Source organism: Micromonospora sp. NPDC049049 (assembly GCF_040649115.1).
Classification (GTDB): Bacteria; Actinomycetota; Actinomycetes; order Mycobacteriales; family Micromonosporaceae; genus Micromonospora.
Window position 1 is genome coordinate 72,205 of record NZ_JBEZEX010000003.1, and the last position, 14,783, is coordinate 86,987.

At 71.0% G+C, this 14,783-nt stretch carries 12 protein-coding genes; 11 read left to right on the forward strand and 1 reads right to left on the reverse strand.

Translation table 11 applies throughout. The features are described from left to right. The first annotated feature begins 583 nt into the window (after positions 1–583). From AB0B68_RS04445 to AB0B68_RS04455, 3 genes are all read left to right on the forward strand, one after another. The gene (locus AB0B68_RS04445; protein WP_357257833.1) at positions 584–913 is read left to right on the forward strand and encodes a hypothetical protein; all 330 of its coding nucleotides are present in this window, start codon (positions 584–586) and stop codon (positions 911–913) included. 26 nt (positions 914–939) lie between these two features. Continuing rightward, complete coding sequence (locus AB0B68_RS04450; RefSeq protein WP_357257835.1) at positions 940–3,198, forward strand: CHAT domain-containing protein; 2,259 nt, start codon at positions 940–942, stop codon at positions 3,196–3,198. A gap of 97 nt (positions 3,199–3,295) precedes the next feature. Beyond that, positions 3,296–4,276: a tetratricopeptide repeat protein gene (locus tag AB0B68_RS04455; protein WP_357193665.1), complete on the forward strand. Its 981-nt coding sequence runs from the start codon at positions 3,296–3,298 to the stop codon at positions 4,274–4,276. Here AB0B68_RS04455 and AB0B68_RS04460 read toward each other — a convergent pair. Then, positions 4,270–5,544 (reverse strand): glycosyltransferase, encoded by a 1,275-nt coding sequence (locus tag AB0B68_RS04460; protein WP_357257837.1) that lies wholly within the window; start codon positions 5,542–5,544, stop codon positions 4,270–4,272. The genes AB0B68_RS04455 and AB0B68_RS04460 overlap by 7 nt on opposite strands. An 80-nt stretch (positions 5,545–5,624) precedes the next feature. On the opposite strand from AB0B68_RS04460, the gene AB0B68_RS04465 reads away from it, so the two are divergent. From AB0B68_RS04465 to AB0B68_RS04500, 8 genes are all read left to right on the forward strand, one after another. Next, the gene (locus tag AB0B68_RS04465; RefSeq protein ID WP_238687553.1) at positions 5,625–6,485 is read left to right on the forward strand and encodes a DNA-formamidopyrimidine glycosylase family protein; all 861 of its coding nucleotides are present in this window, start codon (positions 5,625–5,627) and stop codon (positions 6,483–6,485) included. Between the two features lie 264 nt (positions 6,486–6,749). After that, entirely contained in the window at positions 6,750–8,321 is a 1,572-nt protein-coding gene (locus tag AB0B68_RS04470) for a sugar transferase (protein WP_355418248.1), read from the forward strand. A gap of 39 nt (positions 8,322–8,360) precedes the next feature. Then, positions 8,361–9,587 (forward strand): histidine kinase, encoded by a 1,227-nt coding sequence (locus AB0B68_RS04475; RefSeq protein WP_357257840.1) that lies wholly within the window; start codon positions 8,361–8,363, stop codon positions 9,585–9,587. Positions 9,588–9,610: 23 nt separating this feature from the next. Then, on the forward strand, positions 9,611–10,372 hold the full coding sequence (locus tag AB0B68_RS04480; protein ID WP_357258033.1) for a LytTR family DNA-binding domain-containing protein: 762 nt from the start codon (positions 9,611–9,613) through the stop codon (positions 10,370–10,372). A gap of 66 nt (positions 10,373–10,438) precedes the next feature. Further along, positions 10,439–11,107 (forward strand): DUF5701 family protein, encoded by a 669-nt coding sequence (locus AB0B68_RS04485; protein ID WP_357257842.1) that lies wholly within the window; start codon positions 10,439–10,441, stop codon positions 11,105–11,107. Between the two features lie 145 nt (positions 11,108–11,252). After that, positions 11,253–11,933 (forward strand): response regulator transcription factor, encoded by a 681-nt coding sequence (locus AB0B68_RS04490; protein ID WP_124861938.1) that lies wholly within the window; start codon positions 11,253–11,255, stop codon positions 11,931–11,933. Positions 11,934–12,001: 68 nt separating this feature from the next. Next, complete coding sequence (locus AB0B68_RS04495; protein ID WP_357193797.1) at positions 12,002–13,003, forward strand: HAMP domain-containing sensor histidine kinase; 1,002 nt, start codon at positions 12,002–12,004, stop codon at positions 13,001–13,003. Then, positions 13,000–14,766, forward strand: a complete 1,767-nt coding sequence (locus AB0B68_RS04500; RefSeq protein WP_357257844.1) for a DUF4173 domain-containing protein — start codon at positions 13,000–13,002, stop codon at positions 14,764–14,766. Before AB0B68_RS04495 ends, AB0B68_RS04500 begins: the two co-directional genes overlap by 4 nt. Positions 14,767–14,783: the final 17 nt, after the last annotated feature.

Below are 14,783 nucleotides of genomic sequence, written 5' to 3' on the forward strand. Positions count from 1 at the left end.
GAAAGTCCTCCAGTGCCGGCCGGGGCCGACCGGTCGACGACCGCGCCCAGCCACGTTGGTAGAAGGCGCTGGCATCAGGGCCGAGGGTCAGCGTCGCGGTGGCCATGACCTCGACCGCGGCGAACCGCGAGGTACGCAGCCACACCCGACACACCCGGACACCGACATGCCGGGCGATCAGCGGCTGCCGACCGGCGACAGCAAGCCGATGCACCTCCACATGTCGGGCGACGGTGGCCGCCGTAGCGTGGGGAACGGGGCGCAATGGTGATGGTTCTCGATCCTCCATGCCGAATCCCCCTCGCTCTTCCCGCTGCTCCCGGTTGCCTGTTCGACGTGTCCACTGACCGGACCGTGGCACAAGAGCGGTGTCGCACGGTTGCACGGGTCGTCATTGTTCTTCCCACGACGGCCGGGACTTGGTCAGCGAGTCGGAAACCCGTCAGTCGGGTTCACCGAGCGGTCCCGGGACGCGAATAAACGTACAGTGGCCGCCAAAGTCCACCCGTTGATCGCCCGGCCCGCTCAGGGATCCGCGGTCCTGGGCGGGCTTGATCAGGCGCATCAGGGGAGGGTGCGGGTGATGGGGAACGCCACAGTGGAGGTGTCCGGGGCGCAGGCCGCGCGCTGGGCGGCAGAGCTGCGGTCCGCGCTGGTCGGAGCGATGAGGCCGGACGACAGCGTGTCGCCAGTGCAGGTGCAGCGGTCGGCCGAGATGGTGATCGCGGTCATCGGGCTGGTGTTCTCCGGGGTCGAGGTGGCCAAGACGATCGCCGAGTGGTGGAGCGCCCGCCGCCGGGAAGGCGTTGCGGTGACCGTGCTGCTGCCGGACGGCACCCGGATCGAGCTGGCCGAGGGCAGCCAGGCTCGGCTGGAGATCGCCATGCGGCAGGAAGGCACCGAGCCGCACTGAACTGACCGCCACGACGGGATGGGCAGATGGGCACCTTCGAACTGGAGGTCTTCGCGCAGACCTCGAACTACTACGAGCTGCGGCTGTCCGCCGACGGCGCGGCGCCACAGACCCGCAACCTGGACCGGGCGGCGGTCGATGAGCTGATCACGCTGGTACAGCGTGACTACAGCAGTGACGCCAACGCACAACGGGTGTACGGCGCGGTCCGGCTGGCTGAGCTGGGGGCGAGGCTGGCGGATTTCCTCGACGGCGATCAGCGGTGGCTGACCCCGATCCTGACCCATCCTGCCGGGGCGGTGTTGCGGATCGCCGCCGAGGAGCGGTTGCGGCACCTGCCTTGGGAACTGCTCGCCCGGGAGGGCACGTTCCTGACCGTGGCAGGGCGGGCACCGCTGTTGCCGGTTCGTGCGGTCGGCACCCACGCGGCACTGACCAGCCCGGTCATGCCGAACAACCGGCCGTTGCGGGTGTTGTTCATGGCAGCCTCGCCCGAAGGCGTCGAGCCGGTGCTCAACTTCGAGGCCGAGGAGGCGGCGATCCTCGCCGCTACCCGACGGACCGGCACCGACCTGGTGGTCGAGGAGAGCGGCACCCTGGAAGGGCTCCGGTTCCTGAGCCGCGCCTACGGGCCCGACCACTTCGATGTGCTGCATCTGAGCGGGCACGCCACCACCGACGGCGGGGAGCCGGTCTTCGTGGTGGAGGACGAGTTCGGCGGGCGCGCCAAGGCAACGGCCGACCAGATCGCCCAGGCGATGCAGGGACACTGGCCGAGACTGGTGTTCGTTTCCGGCTGCCTGACTGCTGACGCCCCCGGGGGTGGGGTTTTCCCCTCGATGAGCGAGAGCCTGGTCGACGCCGGCGCCCCCGCGGTGCTGGGCTGGGCGCTACCGGTGGGAGACGTGTCCGCCACCGATTTCGCCGCAGCTCTCTACCGGGCACTGGCTGACGGCGGGTCGTTGGACCAGGCCGTCATCGAGGCTCGCCGTCACCTGTTCCACGACAGGAAGAGCAACTACTGGCATCTGCTCCGGGTCTACGCCGACCGGTCGCCGCTGACGCCCCTGGTCACGCCGCTGCACACCCGGGGTCGCAGACGGTCGCAGGTGCGCGCCGCCGACCGGCAGTTCCTGGACCCGCAGACCCAACTGTCCCGGGTCGCGTCCCGCGCCGAGTTCGTCGGCCGACGGCGGATCATCCAGCGCTGTCTGCGTGCCCTCCGGCAACCCGCCGACACCCCCGACGCGGCGCAGGGCCTGCTGCTGGCCGGCATGGGTGGGCTCGGCAAGAGCAGCCTCGCCTCCCGGCTCCTGGAACGCATGCCCACCCACCAGCATGTCGTCTGGTATGGCCAGGTCGACGCCATCAAGTTCCGCGAACTGACCAGCAAGATCCGCTTCGACAGCGTCGAGCAGTCCGAAGAGGCCGGCAGAATTCTCGACAACGAGCTGGTTCCGCTCCTGACCCGGCTGCGGCACCTGCTCGACGTCGACGGGCTCCTTGGTGGGACACCCTGCCTGTTCGTGTTCGACGACTTCGAGACCGGCAACCTCGACATCCGCGACGACGGCAGCCACGTGCTCGCCCCGGCGATGGCCGAGATCCTGCCCGCCCTACTCGCGGCGATCCGCGACACCGGCAGCCCGAGCCGAGTGATCATCACCAGCCGCTACCGCTTCCCCACCCCGGCCGGCACCACCGTCGCCGTCGAGGCTCTGGAGACCCTCAGCCCCGTCGAGCGGACCAAGAAGATCGCCAATCTGGTCAACCTGCGCCCTGAATCCACCATCGACCCGGCCATCCGAGACCGGGCGATCGAGGCCGCGGCGGGCAATCCCCGCCTGCTCGACTGGCTCAACCGGATCGTCAACGATACCGCCCTCGACATCGATGGCCTGCTCACCGCCATCGAAAACGAGACCGACAGGTTCCGCCGCGAGACGGTGCTGGCCGACAACCTGCTCGACTCCCAGCCCCTCGAACTCCGTCGCATGCTCGCCAGGATCAACGTCGTCGAACTACCCGTGCCCGCCGCCACCGTCCACGCAATGCACCAACACGTCGACGCCGATCGGCACCTTCAGCGGGCCGTCCAACTCGGCCTACTCGAAGAGGGCATCGACCCCGAGACCCGCCAGCCCCGCTACTACGTCTCCAACGTCCTGCACCCCCTCGTCCGCCCTCTGATTACCGACGACGAGTACATCGAGGCATGCGCCGCCGCCGCCCAGTCCCTCTACCAACTCTGGGTCCTCGACCCCGCCGGTTCCGATGGCCACTGACCCAAGGGACCTCGCCCGATGGGTCGAGGTGCATCGACTTGCTGTCGCCGGTCGGCAGCCGGTGATCGCCCGGCATGTCGGTTACAGGGTGTGTCGGGTGTGGCTGCGTACCTCGCGGTTCGCGGCGGTCGAGGCCATGGCCACCGCGACCTTGACCCTCGGCCCGGATGCCAGCGCCCTCTACCAACGTGGCTGGGCGCGGTCGTCGACCGGTCGGCCCCGGCCGGCACTGGAGGACTACCAGCAGACTCTGACCTTGTACCAGCAGGCCGGCGACCGGGGCAACGAAGCCGCCACCCTGAACAACATCGGCAGTGTTTACAACGGTTTGGGGGATCGGCGGCGGGCCCTCGACCACTTCCACGAGGCCCTGCCCATCCTGAGGGAGGTCGGCGGGCGGGCCGGCGAAGCCGTCACCCTCAGCAACATCGGCCACGTGTACACCCGTTTAGGGGATCGACAGCGGGCCCTCGACCACTACCACCAAGCCCTCTCCATCCAACGGGAAGTCGGCGACCGGGCCGGCAAAGCCGTCACCCTCAACAACATCGGCCACGTGTACAACGGTTTGGGGGATCAGCAGCAGGCGCTGGACCACTACCACCAGGCCCTGCCCATCCAACGGGAAGTCGGCGACCGGGCCGGCGAAGCCACCACCCTCAACAACATCGGCAGCGTGCACGACGGTTTGGGGGATCAGCAGCAGGCGCTGGACCACTACCACCAGGCCCTGCCCATCCGGAGGGAGGTCGGCGACCGGGCCGGCGAAGCCGCCACCCTCAACAACATCGGCCACGTGTACACCGGTTTAGGGGCCCGGCGGCGGGCCCTCGACCACTACTACCAGGCCCTCCCCATTACGCGGGAGGTCGGCGACCGGGCCGGCGAAGCCGTCACCCGGTACAACATCGCGATGGCCCACCTGGCGGGCGGTGACCTCGACCAGGCGATCCGGGAACTCGAACACGTCGTCGCCCTCGATCGGCAGGTCGACCATCCCGACCTCGAAGCCGACACCGCCGTCCTCGAACAACTCCGCCGACAACGCTCTCTGCCTGACACGGCCAGGGGTCAATGAGGGCGGGTCAGGCTGGCGTAGATGTCCAGGTGTCGCTTGATGACCACGTCGGGGTGGAACGTCTGCTCGTACCGCAGCCGGGCCGGTGCGGAGAGCGCGGCGGCACCGGCCCGCGCGACCGGAAGCGCGGCGGCCAACGCGGCTGCTTCCGGCGGAACCACCCAGCCGGCGGTGCCGGTGACCAGGCCGGCCGGCACCGCAGGCGGACCTGCCGGCGGCGGGGAATGGCCGGCGACGGCGGAGGCGATCTCGGCGGCCCCGGTGCCGGCGGGCTCGTGCGGGGCGTCCGCCCCGACGAGGTACGGAATGCCGCCCAGCGCCGTCCCGAGCACGGGTCGGCCATTCGCCAACGCCTCGATGATCACGGTAGGCAGCACGTCGTGCCACATCGCGGCGGCGATCACCACGGCGCTCGCCTCAACCGCGGCCTGCACGCCGGCCCGGTCGAGCTGACCGAGGTAGACCACGTCGGGTCGCTCGGCGGCGGCCGCCTCCACGAGCGGGCGCAGCTCGCCGTCACCGGCCACCCGCAGCGTGCCCAGCGAACCCACCGGGTGCCGACGCCAGGCGTCCAGCAGCAGGTCGACGCCCTTCTCCGGAGAGAGTCGGGCCATGTAGAGGAACCCGTCGCCCAGCGGCGCCGGCCGACCCGGGTCGGGGATGGCGTTCGGCTTCACCACGATGCGTTCGTCCGGAATGCCGTAGTCGCGGAGGTGGTCGGCGATCGCCGAGGTGAGCGCGATGTACCGATCCACCGAGCGCCAGGTGCCCCGGTGCACGGCCAGGGTGGTCGCCATCAGCGCGCTCTGCACGGCCGAGTCGCGGTAGCAGCGGTGCTTGATCGCGGGCACACCCAACGCCCGGCCCTTGCAGTCCTGGCAGATCACGCCGTCGCGGAAGTAGATCCCCGACGAGCAGACCTGCCGGTAGTTGTGCACCGTCTGCACCACCGGCACGCCGTGCCGGTGCGCGGTCCGCACCACCCAGGGCGAGATCAGGGGGTACGGGTTGTGCAGGTGCAGAACGTCCGGTCGGTGCTCGGTGAGCAGGCGGCTCAGGTCGTGTTGTGCGCGGGGCGCCCAGATCGGCGATATCGGCAGCAGGGCCTTCGCCGACTTCGACATCGACGGGATCTCGTCCGAACTGCGAATGAAGGGCAGCACCTCGACCCCAGCGGCGGTGAGCTGGGCGATCTCCGAGTCGACGATCGTGTTCTCACCGGAGGGCTGGGCTTCCCGGTACCGGTTGTGGGCCACCACGATTCTCACGGAGCTTGCCTCTCGTTCGCGATTGCGGGACTCGCAAGCTCATTCCTCACGCTCACGGGAAAGAAGGCTACCGTTGTGTCGTGCCCGAACTACCGGAGGTTGAGGCGCTCGCGGGTTACCTGCGTCAGCGCGCGGTGGGGCGGCGCGTCGATCGGTTGGAGATCGCCGCGATCAGCGCCCTGAAGACGTACGAGCCGGCACCCACCGAGGTCGCCGGCCGGGCGGTGGTCGACGCCAGTCGGCACGGAAAGTTCCTCGACGTCCTCTTCGAGGGCGGCCTGCACCTGGTGGTGCATTTGGCGCGAGCAGGCTGGCTGCACTACCGGGAGGCGTTCCCCGCCACCACCCCGCTCCGTCCGGGCAAGGGCCCGATCGCGGTGCGGGTACGCCTGGATGACGGTTCCGGCTTCGACCTCACCGAGGCCGGCACCCAGAAGAAGCTGGCCGCGTATCTGGTCACCGACCTCGCGACGGTCCCCGGGGTGGCCAAGCTGGGCCCGGACGCGCTCGCCGCGGATCTGCCCCTCTTCGCCGAGCGGCTGCGGAGCAGGCGGGGGCAGGTCAAGGGGGTGCTGACCGACCAGTCGGTGCTGTCCGGGGTGGGCAACGCGTACTCCGACGAGATTCTGCACGCCGCGAAGCTGTCCCCGTTCGCGATCACCGATCGGCTCACCGACGCCCAGATCGCCACCCTGCACGCCGCCACCCGACAGGTTCTCGGCGACGCTGTCGAGCGGTCCCTCGGTCAGCGGGCCGCGGAACTGAAGGGCGAGAAGCGCTCCGGGCTGAAGGTGCACGCCCGCACCGGGCTGCCCTGCCCGGTCTGCGGGGACACCGTGCGCGAGGTGTCGTTCGCCGACTCCAGCCTCCAGTACTGCCCGACCTGCCAGACCGGCGGCAAGCCACTGGCTGACCGTCGGTTGTCTCGTCTCGTACGGTGAGTAATTGCACTTCAGGACTACGGAGCGGAATCGCCCTCACTGAGTGAAAGCTCCGGTCCGCCGTTCTGGTCACGCGCGTATCCATCGGTATAGTGGCCCGGTCCCCGGCTTCTGAAATGGTGCGGAGCCGGCCAGATCCCGCCAGCACCGGCGGTCGCCAATCTCCTTCGGGGCGACGACCGGTCGGAGCCCGCGTGGGAGACTGGGACGGTGGGCGACCCGGGCCTTCACGCCGAGTGAGCGGCCCGTGTCATGCGGGAGGACATGGGTGAGGTGACGGCAAGCCTCCAGCGCCCGGTAACCAACGAAGGCCGGAGCAGACTCGTGCGGCACGTCGACAGCTTCGAGATCCAGCCGCCGACGCCGCCGTCCCACAACGGCGTCCCTCGGTCGGCCTGGACGAGGGCGCGACGCCGTGTCTCCCGCTGGCACCGCCCCTACATCGCGATACTGCTGCTGCTCGACTTCGGCGCGGCGGCGTTCGCCAGCTGGATCGCGATCCAGCTCTTCGACCAGGCCGCCTCCGGGTTCAACGACCTCAAGCAGGACCCGACCTGGTTCCACACCGTCTCCTACCTGCTGCTCCCGCTCGGCTGGGTGGTCATCCTCTGGAGCAACCGGGCCTACGACCGGCGCTACCTGGGGCTCGGCCCAGACGAGTTCAAGCGGGTCATCCGGGCCGCGGTGACCGTCGCCGCGAGCGTCTCGTTCCTCGCGTTCGCCACCAAGACCGCGCTGTCCCGCTGGACGGTCGGCACGGCACTCCTCGGGGCGCTGCTGCTGATCCTGTGGGGCCGTTTTGTCGCCCGGTGGGCGCTGCACTACATCCGGCGGCGGGCCGGCCAGGCCGCTCACCGGATGGTGCTGGTCGGCACCCTGCCCGAATGCCTGGAGGTCTACGCGGCGGTCACCCGCAGCCCGGCCGCCGGGCTGATGCCCGTCGCCATCCACATCACCGACGGGTACGCGGCGGCCAGAGGCATGCCGACCCCGGTTCCGGTGTACGCCGGACGCGACGTCCTGGCCCTGGTCCGTGAGGTCGGTGGGGACACCATCGCCGTCTGCGGGTCGGCCAGCGCCGAGCCGGGCGAGTTGCGCCGGCTGGCGTGGCAGTTGGAGGGCTCCGGCGTCGACCTGGTGGTCGCCCCGCAGCTCACCGACATCGCCGGCCCCCGGGTGCACATCCGGCCCATCGAGGGTCTGCCGCTGCTGCACGTCGAGGAGCCGACCCTCTCCGGGCCGGCGCTGCTGGCCAAGAACCTGATGGACCGGGTCGCCGCCGGCCTCGGCCTGCTGCTGCTGATCCCGCTCTTCCTGGCCATCGCCGTGGCGATCCGGATCTCCGACCCCGGGCCGGTCTTCTTCCGCCAGCCCCGGGTGGGGCACGAGGGGCGCACGTTCCGGGTGTGGAAGTTCCGGACCATGTACGTCAACGCCGAGGACCGGCTGGCCAGCCTGGTGGATCGGAACGAGACCGACGGCATGCTGTTCAAGATGAAGGAGGACCCTCGGGTCTTCCCGGTCGGTCGCTTCCTGCGGGCCACGTCGCTCGACGAGCTGCCGCAGCTGATCAACGTGCTGTGGGGCGAGATGTCGCTGGTCGGGCCCCGCCCGCTGCCGGCCGACGACGGTGACTTCCTGGGTGACGTGCGGCGCCGACTGCTGGTCCGCCCCGGCATGACCGGGCTGTGGCAGGTCTCCGGCCGCTCCGACCTGTCCTGGGACGAGTCGGTCCGACTGGACCTCTACTACGTCGACAACTGGTCGCTCGCGTATGACCTGAGCATCCTGTGGCGGACCGTCGGGGTGGTGCTCGCCCGCAAGGGCGCGTACTAGAGGGTTGGCGCGCGGGCTCGCAGGGGCGAGGATCGCTGCGTGGCTGCCAACCTCTCCGCCGTGGTCGGCGTCGTCTCACTCGTCACCGCGCTGACCGCGGCTCTGCTGGCGGTGCTGCGGCTGCGGGCCCGCCGTGGCATCGCCACCGCCACCCAGCGGGCCACCTACGAGGTGCTACACACCGCCGGCCTGGCCGCCGAGCCGCTGCGGGCGGGGTTGAGCGAGGCTGGCGCGGCGAAGGCCGTACGGCATCTGCGGGCGCTGGTGGGCGCGGTCGGGCTGGCGCTCGCCGACGCCGACCGGCTGCTCGCCCTCGACGGGCGCGGCACGCACCACGGGGAGCAACTGCTCGCGGCGGCGCAGCGGACTGTGGGCAGCGGCCGCTCGACGGTGCTGGGTGAGCAGGAACTGCACTGCGACCGGGTCGACTGCCCGGTCCGCGGGGCGGTGGTCGCGCCGTTGCTGGGGGCCGACGGCCGGGTGGTGGGCGCTCTGGTGGCGGTCGCCGACAGCCCGCCGCCTCCAGGGTTGGTGCAGGCCACCCTTGAGACGGCGCACTGGGCCGGCAACCAGCTCGCCCTGGCCGAGCTGGACTCGTCGCGGGAGCGGCTGGCCCGCGCCGAGATCCGTGCATTGCGGGCGCAGATCAGCCCGCACTTCATCTACAACGCGCTGACCGCCATCGGCTCGTTCGTCCGCACCGACCCGGAGCGGGCCCGGGAGTTGATCCTGGAGTTCGCGGAGTTCACCAGGTACTCGTTCCGGGCGCACGGGGAGTTCACCACGCTGGCCGAGGAGCTGCGGTCGATCGACCGCTACCTGACCATCGAGCGGGCCCGGTTCGGCGACCGGTTGCAGGTGCGGTTGCAGATCGCCCCGGAGGTGCTGCCGGTGACGCTGCCGTTCCTCTGCCTCCAGCCGCTGGTGGAGAACGCGGTTCGCCACGGGTTGTCCCGCAAGCCGGGCACGGGCATGGTGAGCATCGAGGCCCGGGACGCGGGAGCCGAATGCCACATCACGGTGGAGGACGACGGAGTGGGAATGGATCCGACCACGCTGACCGCCGGCATCGCCGAGCTGGCCCGCAGCACCGGCGACCCCGGTGACGACACGGGCCAGCACGTCGGCCTCTCCAACGTCGACGAGCGGTTGCGCTCGGTCTTCGGGGACCGGTTCGGCCTGGTCGTGGAGACCGGGTTGGGCTCGGGCACGAAGGTGAGCATGCGGGTGCCGAAGTTCCACCCGGGCGTACGGGCAGGGTCGTGAGCGAGCGGACCGGGACGGGGGCGGTGAACGCGACCGGTTTCCTGCGCGTCCTCGCGGTGGACGACGAGCCGCCCGCGCTCGACGAGCTGGCGTACCACCTGCGGGCCGACCCCCGGGTGGCCCGCCTGCACACGGCCGGGGATGCCACCGAGGCGCTCCGGTTGCTGCGCGACGGTGACGTGGACGTGGTCTTCCTGGACATCCGGATGCCCGGCCTGGACGGGATGGAGCTGGCCCGGGTGCTGCGCCGGTTCGCCCGGCCACCGGCGATCGTGTTCGTCACCGCGTACGACGACGGCGCGGTGGACGCCTTCGATCTGGGCGCCACCGACTACGTGCGGAAACCGGTGCGCGCCGATCGGCTGGCCGAGTCACTGCGCCGGGTGATCGGCTCGCGGGTGGTGCCGTCGCACCCGGCGGCGCTGGCCCGCGCGGAGGAGGACCCGACCATCCCCATCGAGCTGGCCGGCACCACCCGGATGCTGCCCCGCTCGGCGGTGCGCTGGGTGGAGGCGCAGGGGGACTACGCCCGGTTGCACACCGCTGAGGGGTCGCACCTGGTGCGGGTCTCGCTGGCCACGCTCGCGGAGCGCTGGGCCGATGCCGGCTTCGTCCGGGTGCACCGGTCGTACCTGGTGCAGTTGAAGTTGATCGCGGAGTTGCGGTTGGTCAACTCCGGCCACGTGGTGGTGATCGACTCGACCGAGCTGCCGGTGAGCCGGCGGCACACCCGGGAGCTGAAGGACAAGCTGGTCAGGGCCGCGAAGCAGGACTGGAGTCGCTGAGCCGGGAATGGAAGCAGCCCTACCGTACGTTGTACGCTAGTCCGTACGACTTCCGGGAGGCCTGCCGTGACCGAGACCCCGTTCGACGCCGCATCCGAGTTCGACAACCAACTCGACCGACTGGTGCAGCTCGGTTACCCCGCCCTCGCCGGGCTGACCGAGAACGCCTTCCGCGACCTGGTCACGCCACTGCGGGCCACTGCCGTCGAGGGGGCCGCCGGACTGCCCGCCCCCACCGACGCCCGGGTGCCGTTCCTGCTGGTCATCACCCGGGACCTGATCGGTGTGCCGGAACGGGTGGAGCTCACCACACTGGCCGGCAAGCGCAAGCCCGGCGTCATCGACCGGAACTACACCGAGGACGACCTGCCCCGCTTCGACCCGATCAAGGAGCTGGAGGTCCCGGCCGGTCCGGCGTACCTGCTCTTCGACGTCGACCGGGGCGAGGAGTTCCGCAATCTGGCCCCGGCCACGGCCATGGAGGGGATCACCGCTCAGGGCCGGTTGCCGCTGAGCATCGACGAGGGGCTCGCCTTCATCACGCTGCACCCGGCCGCGTTGGCGAGCAACCGGTGCTTCTCGCTGGTCGGCTCCCGCTGTGGCGACAAGCGGGTGCCGGCGCTGTGGATCAGCCAGGGCGCACCCAAGCTCGGCTGGTGCTGGTACGGCAACCCGCACACCTGGCTCGGCTCCGCCTCGGCCCGACCGGAGCGCATCCCGTTGAAGATCTCGTAGGCCTGGTCGTCCTCGGGGAGGCCCTGGAGTTCCCACACGCCAGTCGGCATGATCCCCGAGTTATCCACAGCCGTGCGCGGTTCTCCACAGGTTATTCACAACGCAAACCACTGATCTCCACGGCCGCTCCCTACAGTCAGGACCCATGAACGAACGTCGGGTACTGGTGGTCGAGGACGAACGGACCATCGCCGAGTCCATCGCCGCCCGACTGCGGGCCGAGGGATTCACCGTGGAGATCGCGGCGGACGGGCCCAGCGCGGTCGCGCAGTTCCACGCCGGACAGCCGGATCTCGTCGTCCTCGACGTGATGCTGCCGGGCTTCGACGGACTGGAAGTGTGCCGCCGGATCCAGGCCGACCGGCCGGTGCCGGTGCTGATGCTCACCGCGCGGGACGACGAGACCGACCTGCTCGTGGGGCTGGCGGTCGGCGCGGACGACTACCTCACCAAGCCGTTCTCCATGCGGGAACTCACCGCCCGGGTGCATGTCCTGCTGCGTCGGATGGAGCGGGCCGCCGCCACTCCCGCGCCGCCTGCCATCCGCCTCGGCGACATCGAGATCAACCAGGCCGAGCGACGGGTCCGCCGGGCCGGGGCGGACGTGCACCTCACCCCTACCGAGTTCGACCTGCTGGTCCACCTCGCGGGACGACCCCGCACGGTGCTCCCCCGGGAACGGCTGCTCGCCGACGTCTGGGGATGGGTCGACGGGAGCGGCACCCGCACCGTGGACAGCCACATCAAGGCTCTGCGCCGCAAGCTCGGCGCCGACCTGATCCGGACCGTCCACGGCGTCGGGTACGCCCTGGAGATGCCCGCGTGATCGGCCGCGCGTTCGACTGGCTGGAACGGGTGCTACCGCGTCCACTGGATCCCGTCCGCTCGATCAAGATGAAGCTCGGCGTCCTGCTGGTCGCGTCCTGGGCCGTGGCCATCGGTTACTTCTGGTACGGCATCGGTTGGCTCCCGCCCGGCACGGCGGTCACCAGCATCTGCATCGCGCTGGTGACCTCGCAGGTGCTCGCCCACGGGATGACGTCGCCGCTGCGCGAGATGACGGCGGCCGCCGGCGCGATGGCCCGCGGCGACTACACACGTCGGGTGCGCGCCACCTCCCGCGACGAGGTCGGCGAGCTGGCCCAGGCGTTCAACAAGATGGCCGAGGACCTGCACGCCTCCGACCAGCGCCGACGCGAGCTGATCGCGAACGTCTCGCACGAGCTGCGTACGCCGATCACCGCGTTGCAGGGCGTGCTGGAGAACATGGTGGACGGGGTCGCCGACCCCGAACCGGCAGCGCTGCGTTCGGCGTTGGCCCAGACCCAACGGCTCGGGCACCTCGTCGCGGACCTGCTCGACCTGTCCCGACTCGACGCCGGGGTGGTGCCGCTGCGGCGGGTACGCATCGACGTGTGGGACTTCCTCGACGAGGCGGTGGAGCACGCCACCGCCAGCGCGTCCGGTGCCGGTCTGGACGTGCGCTTCGAGCTCCGGGAGCTGCCGACACCGCTGACGGTCCACGCGGACCCGTGGCGGCTGCACCAGGTCTTCGCGAACCTCCTCGACAACGCGGCCCGACACAGCCCACCCGGCGGCACGGTACGGGTGTGCGCCGAGGAACACGGCGACCAGCTCCGCTTCGAGGTGAGCGACGAGGGCCAGGGCATTCCACCGGCGGAGCGTTCCCGGGTGTTCGAGCGCTTCACCCGCGGCGACCGGTCGGCCGGCGGCGGGACCGGGCTCGGCCTGGCCATCGCCCGGTGGGTCGTCGAACTGCACGGCGGTCGGATCGGTGTCCTCGATCCCGCCGGACCGGACCGGGGTGGCCGGCCCGGCTGCCGCATCCAGGTCACCATCCCGTGCGACGGGCCATACCGAGAAGAGGCAGCATGACCAGCCCTGGCAGTACCCCTCTCCCGGCCAACGGGCCGACCGGACCGCCGGTCTCCCCGGTCGTCGGCCCCGGCCCGGCTGCCACACCGGTCGCCGGCCGACCTCAGGCGTGGCCTGTCGCACCCGCCCCGCCCAGGCCCCCGTCGCTGATCCAGCGCCGCTGGCCGGGGCCGTCCGGACCTGCCCGTCCGCTGGTGCTGGGGGCGCTGGCGGCTGCGGCGGTCATCGGGGCGTCGACCCTGACGATGCTTCGTCCCGGCCTCGGCTGGCTGGTGGCCGCGCTGGCCGTCACCGCTGCCCTCGGCACCGCCAGCGTCGTCCGTTCCGGGAGGCCGTCCCCGACGGGGAGCGCCATCACACCGACCAGCGCGGCGGTACCGCAGGGACCGACCTCCGCGCCGGAGCGGACTGTCCAGGCGGATCCGGCCGCCGCGCCCGAGCCGACCGTCCAGACGGCCACCGCCCGTCCCGGTGCCACGGGGGCACCGGGGCGGGCGGTACAGGCCCTCTGGGCCGCCGCGACGGTCGCGTTGGTCGCCGTCGGCACGGTCCGGGCCGCCGGCTGGCTCTTCGCCCTCTGCCTGCTCGCGGCGGCGGTGACCGGGGCTCTCGCGGTGACCGGTGGGCGAAGCCCGCTCGGCATGCTGGTCGCCGTGACGCTGCCGCCCGCCGCGACGGTACGGGCGCTTCCGTGGGCGGTACGCGGAGTACGCGACACCCGCCCGGCAGGGTCCGGGGTCGGCTTCGGACGAATCCTCACCAGCCTGGCCGTCTCCGCCGTCCTGCTGACGCTGTTCGGGCTGCTCTTCTCCTCCGCCGACGCGGTCTTCGCCGAACTGGTCACCGGTCTGCTGCCCGACATCTCGCTACCCGGCGTGATCGGCTGGACGTTCCGCCTGGTGGTGATCGGCGGTGGTCTGCTCGGCGGCGCGTACCTGATCAGCCGCCCACCCGACCTGGAGGGCCTGCGACCGAGGCCGTCACGACCGGTCCACCGACTGGAGTGGACCCTCCCGCTGGTGTTGCTCGACGCCCTGTTCGCCGCGTTCGTGCTGGTCCAGCTGACGGTGTTGTTCGGCGGCGCGGGGCACGTGCTGCGTACGGCCGGGCTCACCTACGCCGAGTACGCCCGTGGCGGGTTCTGGCAACTGCTCGCCGTCACCGCGCTCACCCTGCTGGTGATCGCGGTCGCCGCCCGCCGGGCGTCGCAGGCCACCCGCGCGGACCGGCTGCTGGTCCGCGTACTGCTCGGCACGCTCACCGCGCTCAGTCTGGTGATCGTCGCCTCGGCGCTCTACCGGATGCAGGTCTACGCCGACGCGTACGGGGCGACCCGGCTGCGGCTTGTCGTGGCGACCATGGAACTGTGGCTCGGGCTGCTCTTCGTCCTGGTCGGGGTCGCCGTGGTGCGGCTGCGGGCCGAGTGGCTGCCCCGGTTGGTGATCGGTACGGCGGTGCTGGCGCTGCTCGGGTTGGCGCTCGTCAATCCGGACCGGCTGATCGCCGACCGGAATGTCGACAGGTACCTGGAGACCGGCCGGTTGGACGTCGGGTACGTGTCCGGGTTGTCCGCCGATGCGGTACCCGCGTTGGCCCGACTGCCCGATCCGATGCGCATCTGCGCACTGACGCAGATCGCCGCCGAGCAGCCCCGGGACGGCCTCTGGGCGACGAACCTCGGCCGGCTGCGGGCCCGAGCGGAACTCGACACGATTCCGCTGAACCGCACCCTGACCTACTGCCTCGAACTAAGACGCTGGTGAGCGTGAGCGCTTGACAA

What these genes read in the sequence shown, in the direction of transcription:
- AB0B68_RS04490 (WP_124861938.1), top strand. Translation starts at nt 11,253, where the DNA reads ATGAACGAACGTCGGGTACTGGTGGTCGAGGACGAACGGACCATCGCC.
- AB0B68_RS04445 (WP_357257833.1), top strand. Translation starts at nt 584, where the DNA reads ATGGGGAACGCCACAGTGGAGGTGTCCGGGGCGCAGGCCGCGCGCTGG.
- AB0B68_RS04470 (WP_355418248.1), top strand. Translation starts at nt 6,750, where the DNA reads ATGGGTGAGGTGACGGCAAGCCTCCAGCGCCCGGTAACCAACGAAGGC.
- AB0B68_RS04450 (WP_357257835.1), top strand. Translation starts at nt 940, where the DNA reads ATGGGCACCTTCGAACTGGAGGTCTTCGCGCAGACCTCGAACTACTAC.
- AB0B68_RS04500 (WP_357257844.1), top strand. Translation starts at nt 13,000, where the DNA reads ATGACCAGCCCTGGCAGTACCCCTCTCCCGGCCAACGGGCCGACCGGA.
- AB0B68_RS04495 (WP_357193797.1), top strand. Translation starts at nt 12,002, where the DNA reads ATGAAGCTCGGCGTCCTGCTGGTCGCGTCCTGGGCCGTGGCCATCGGT.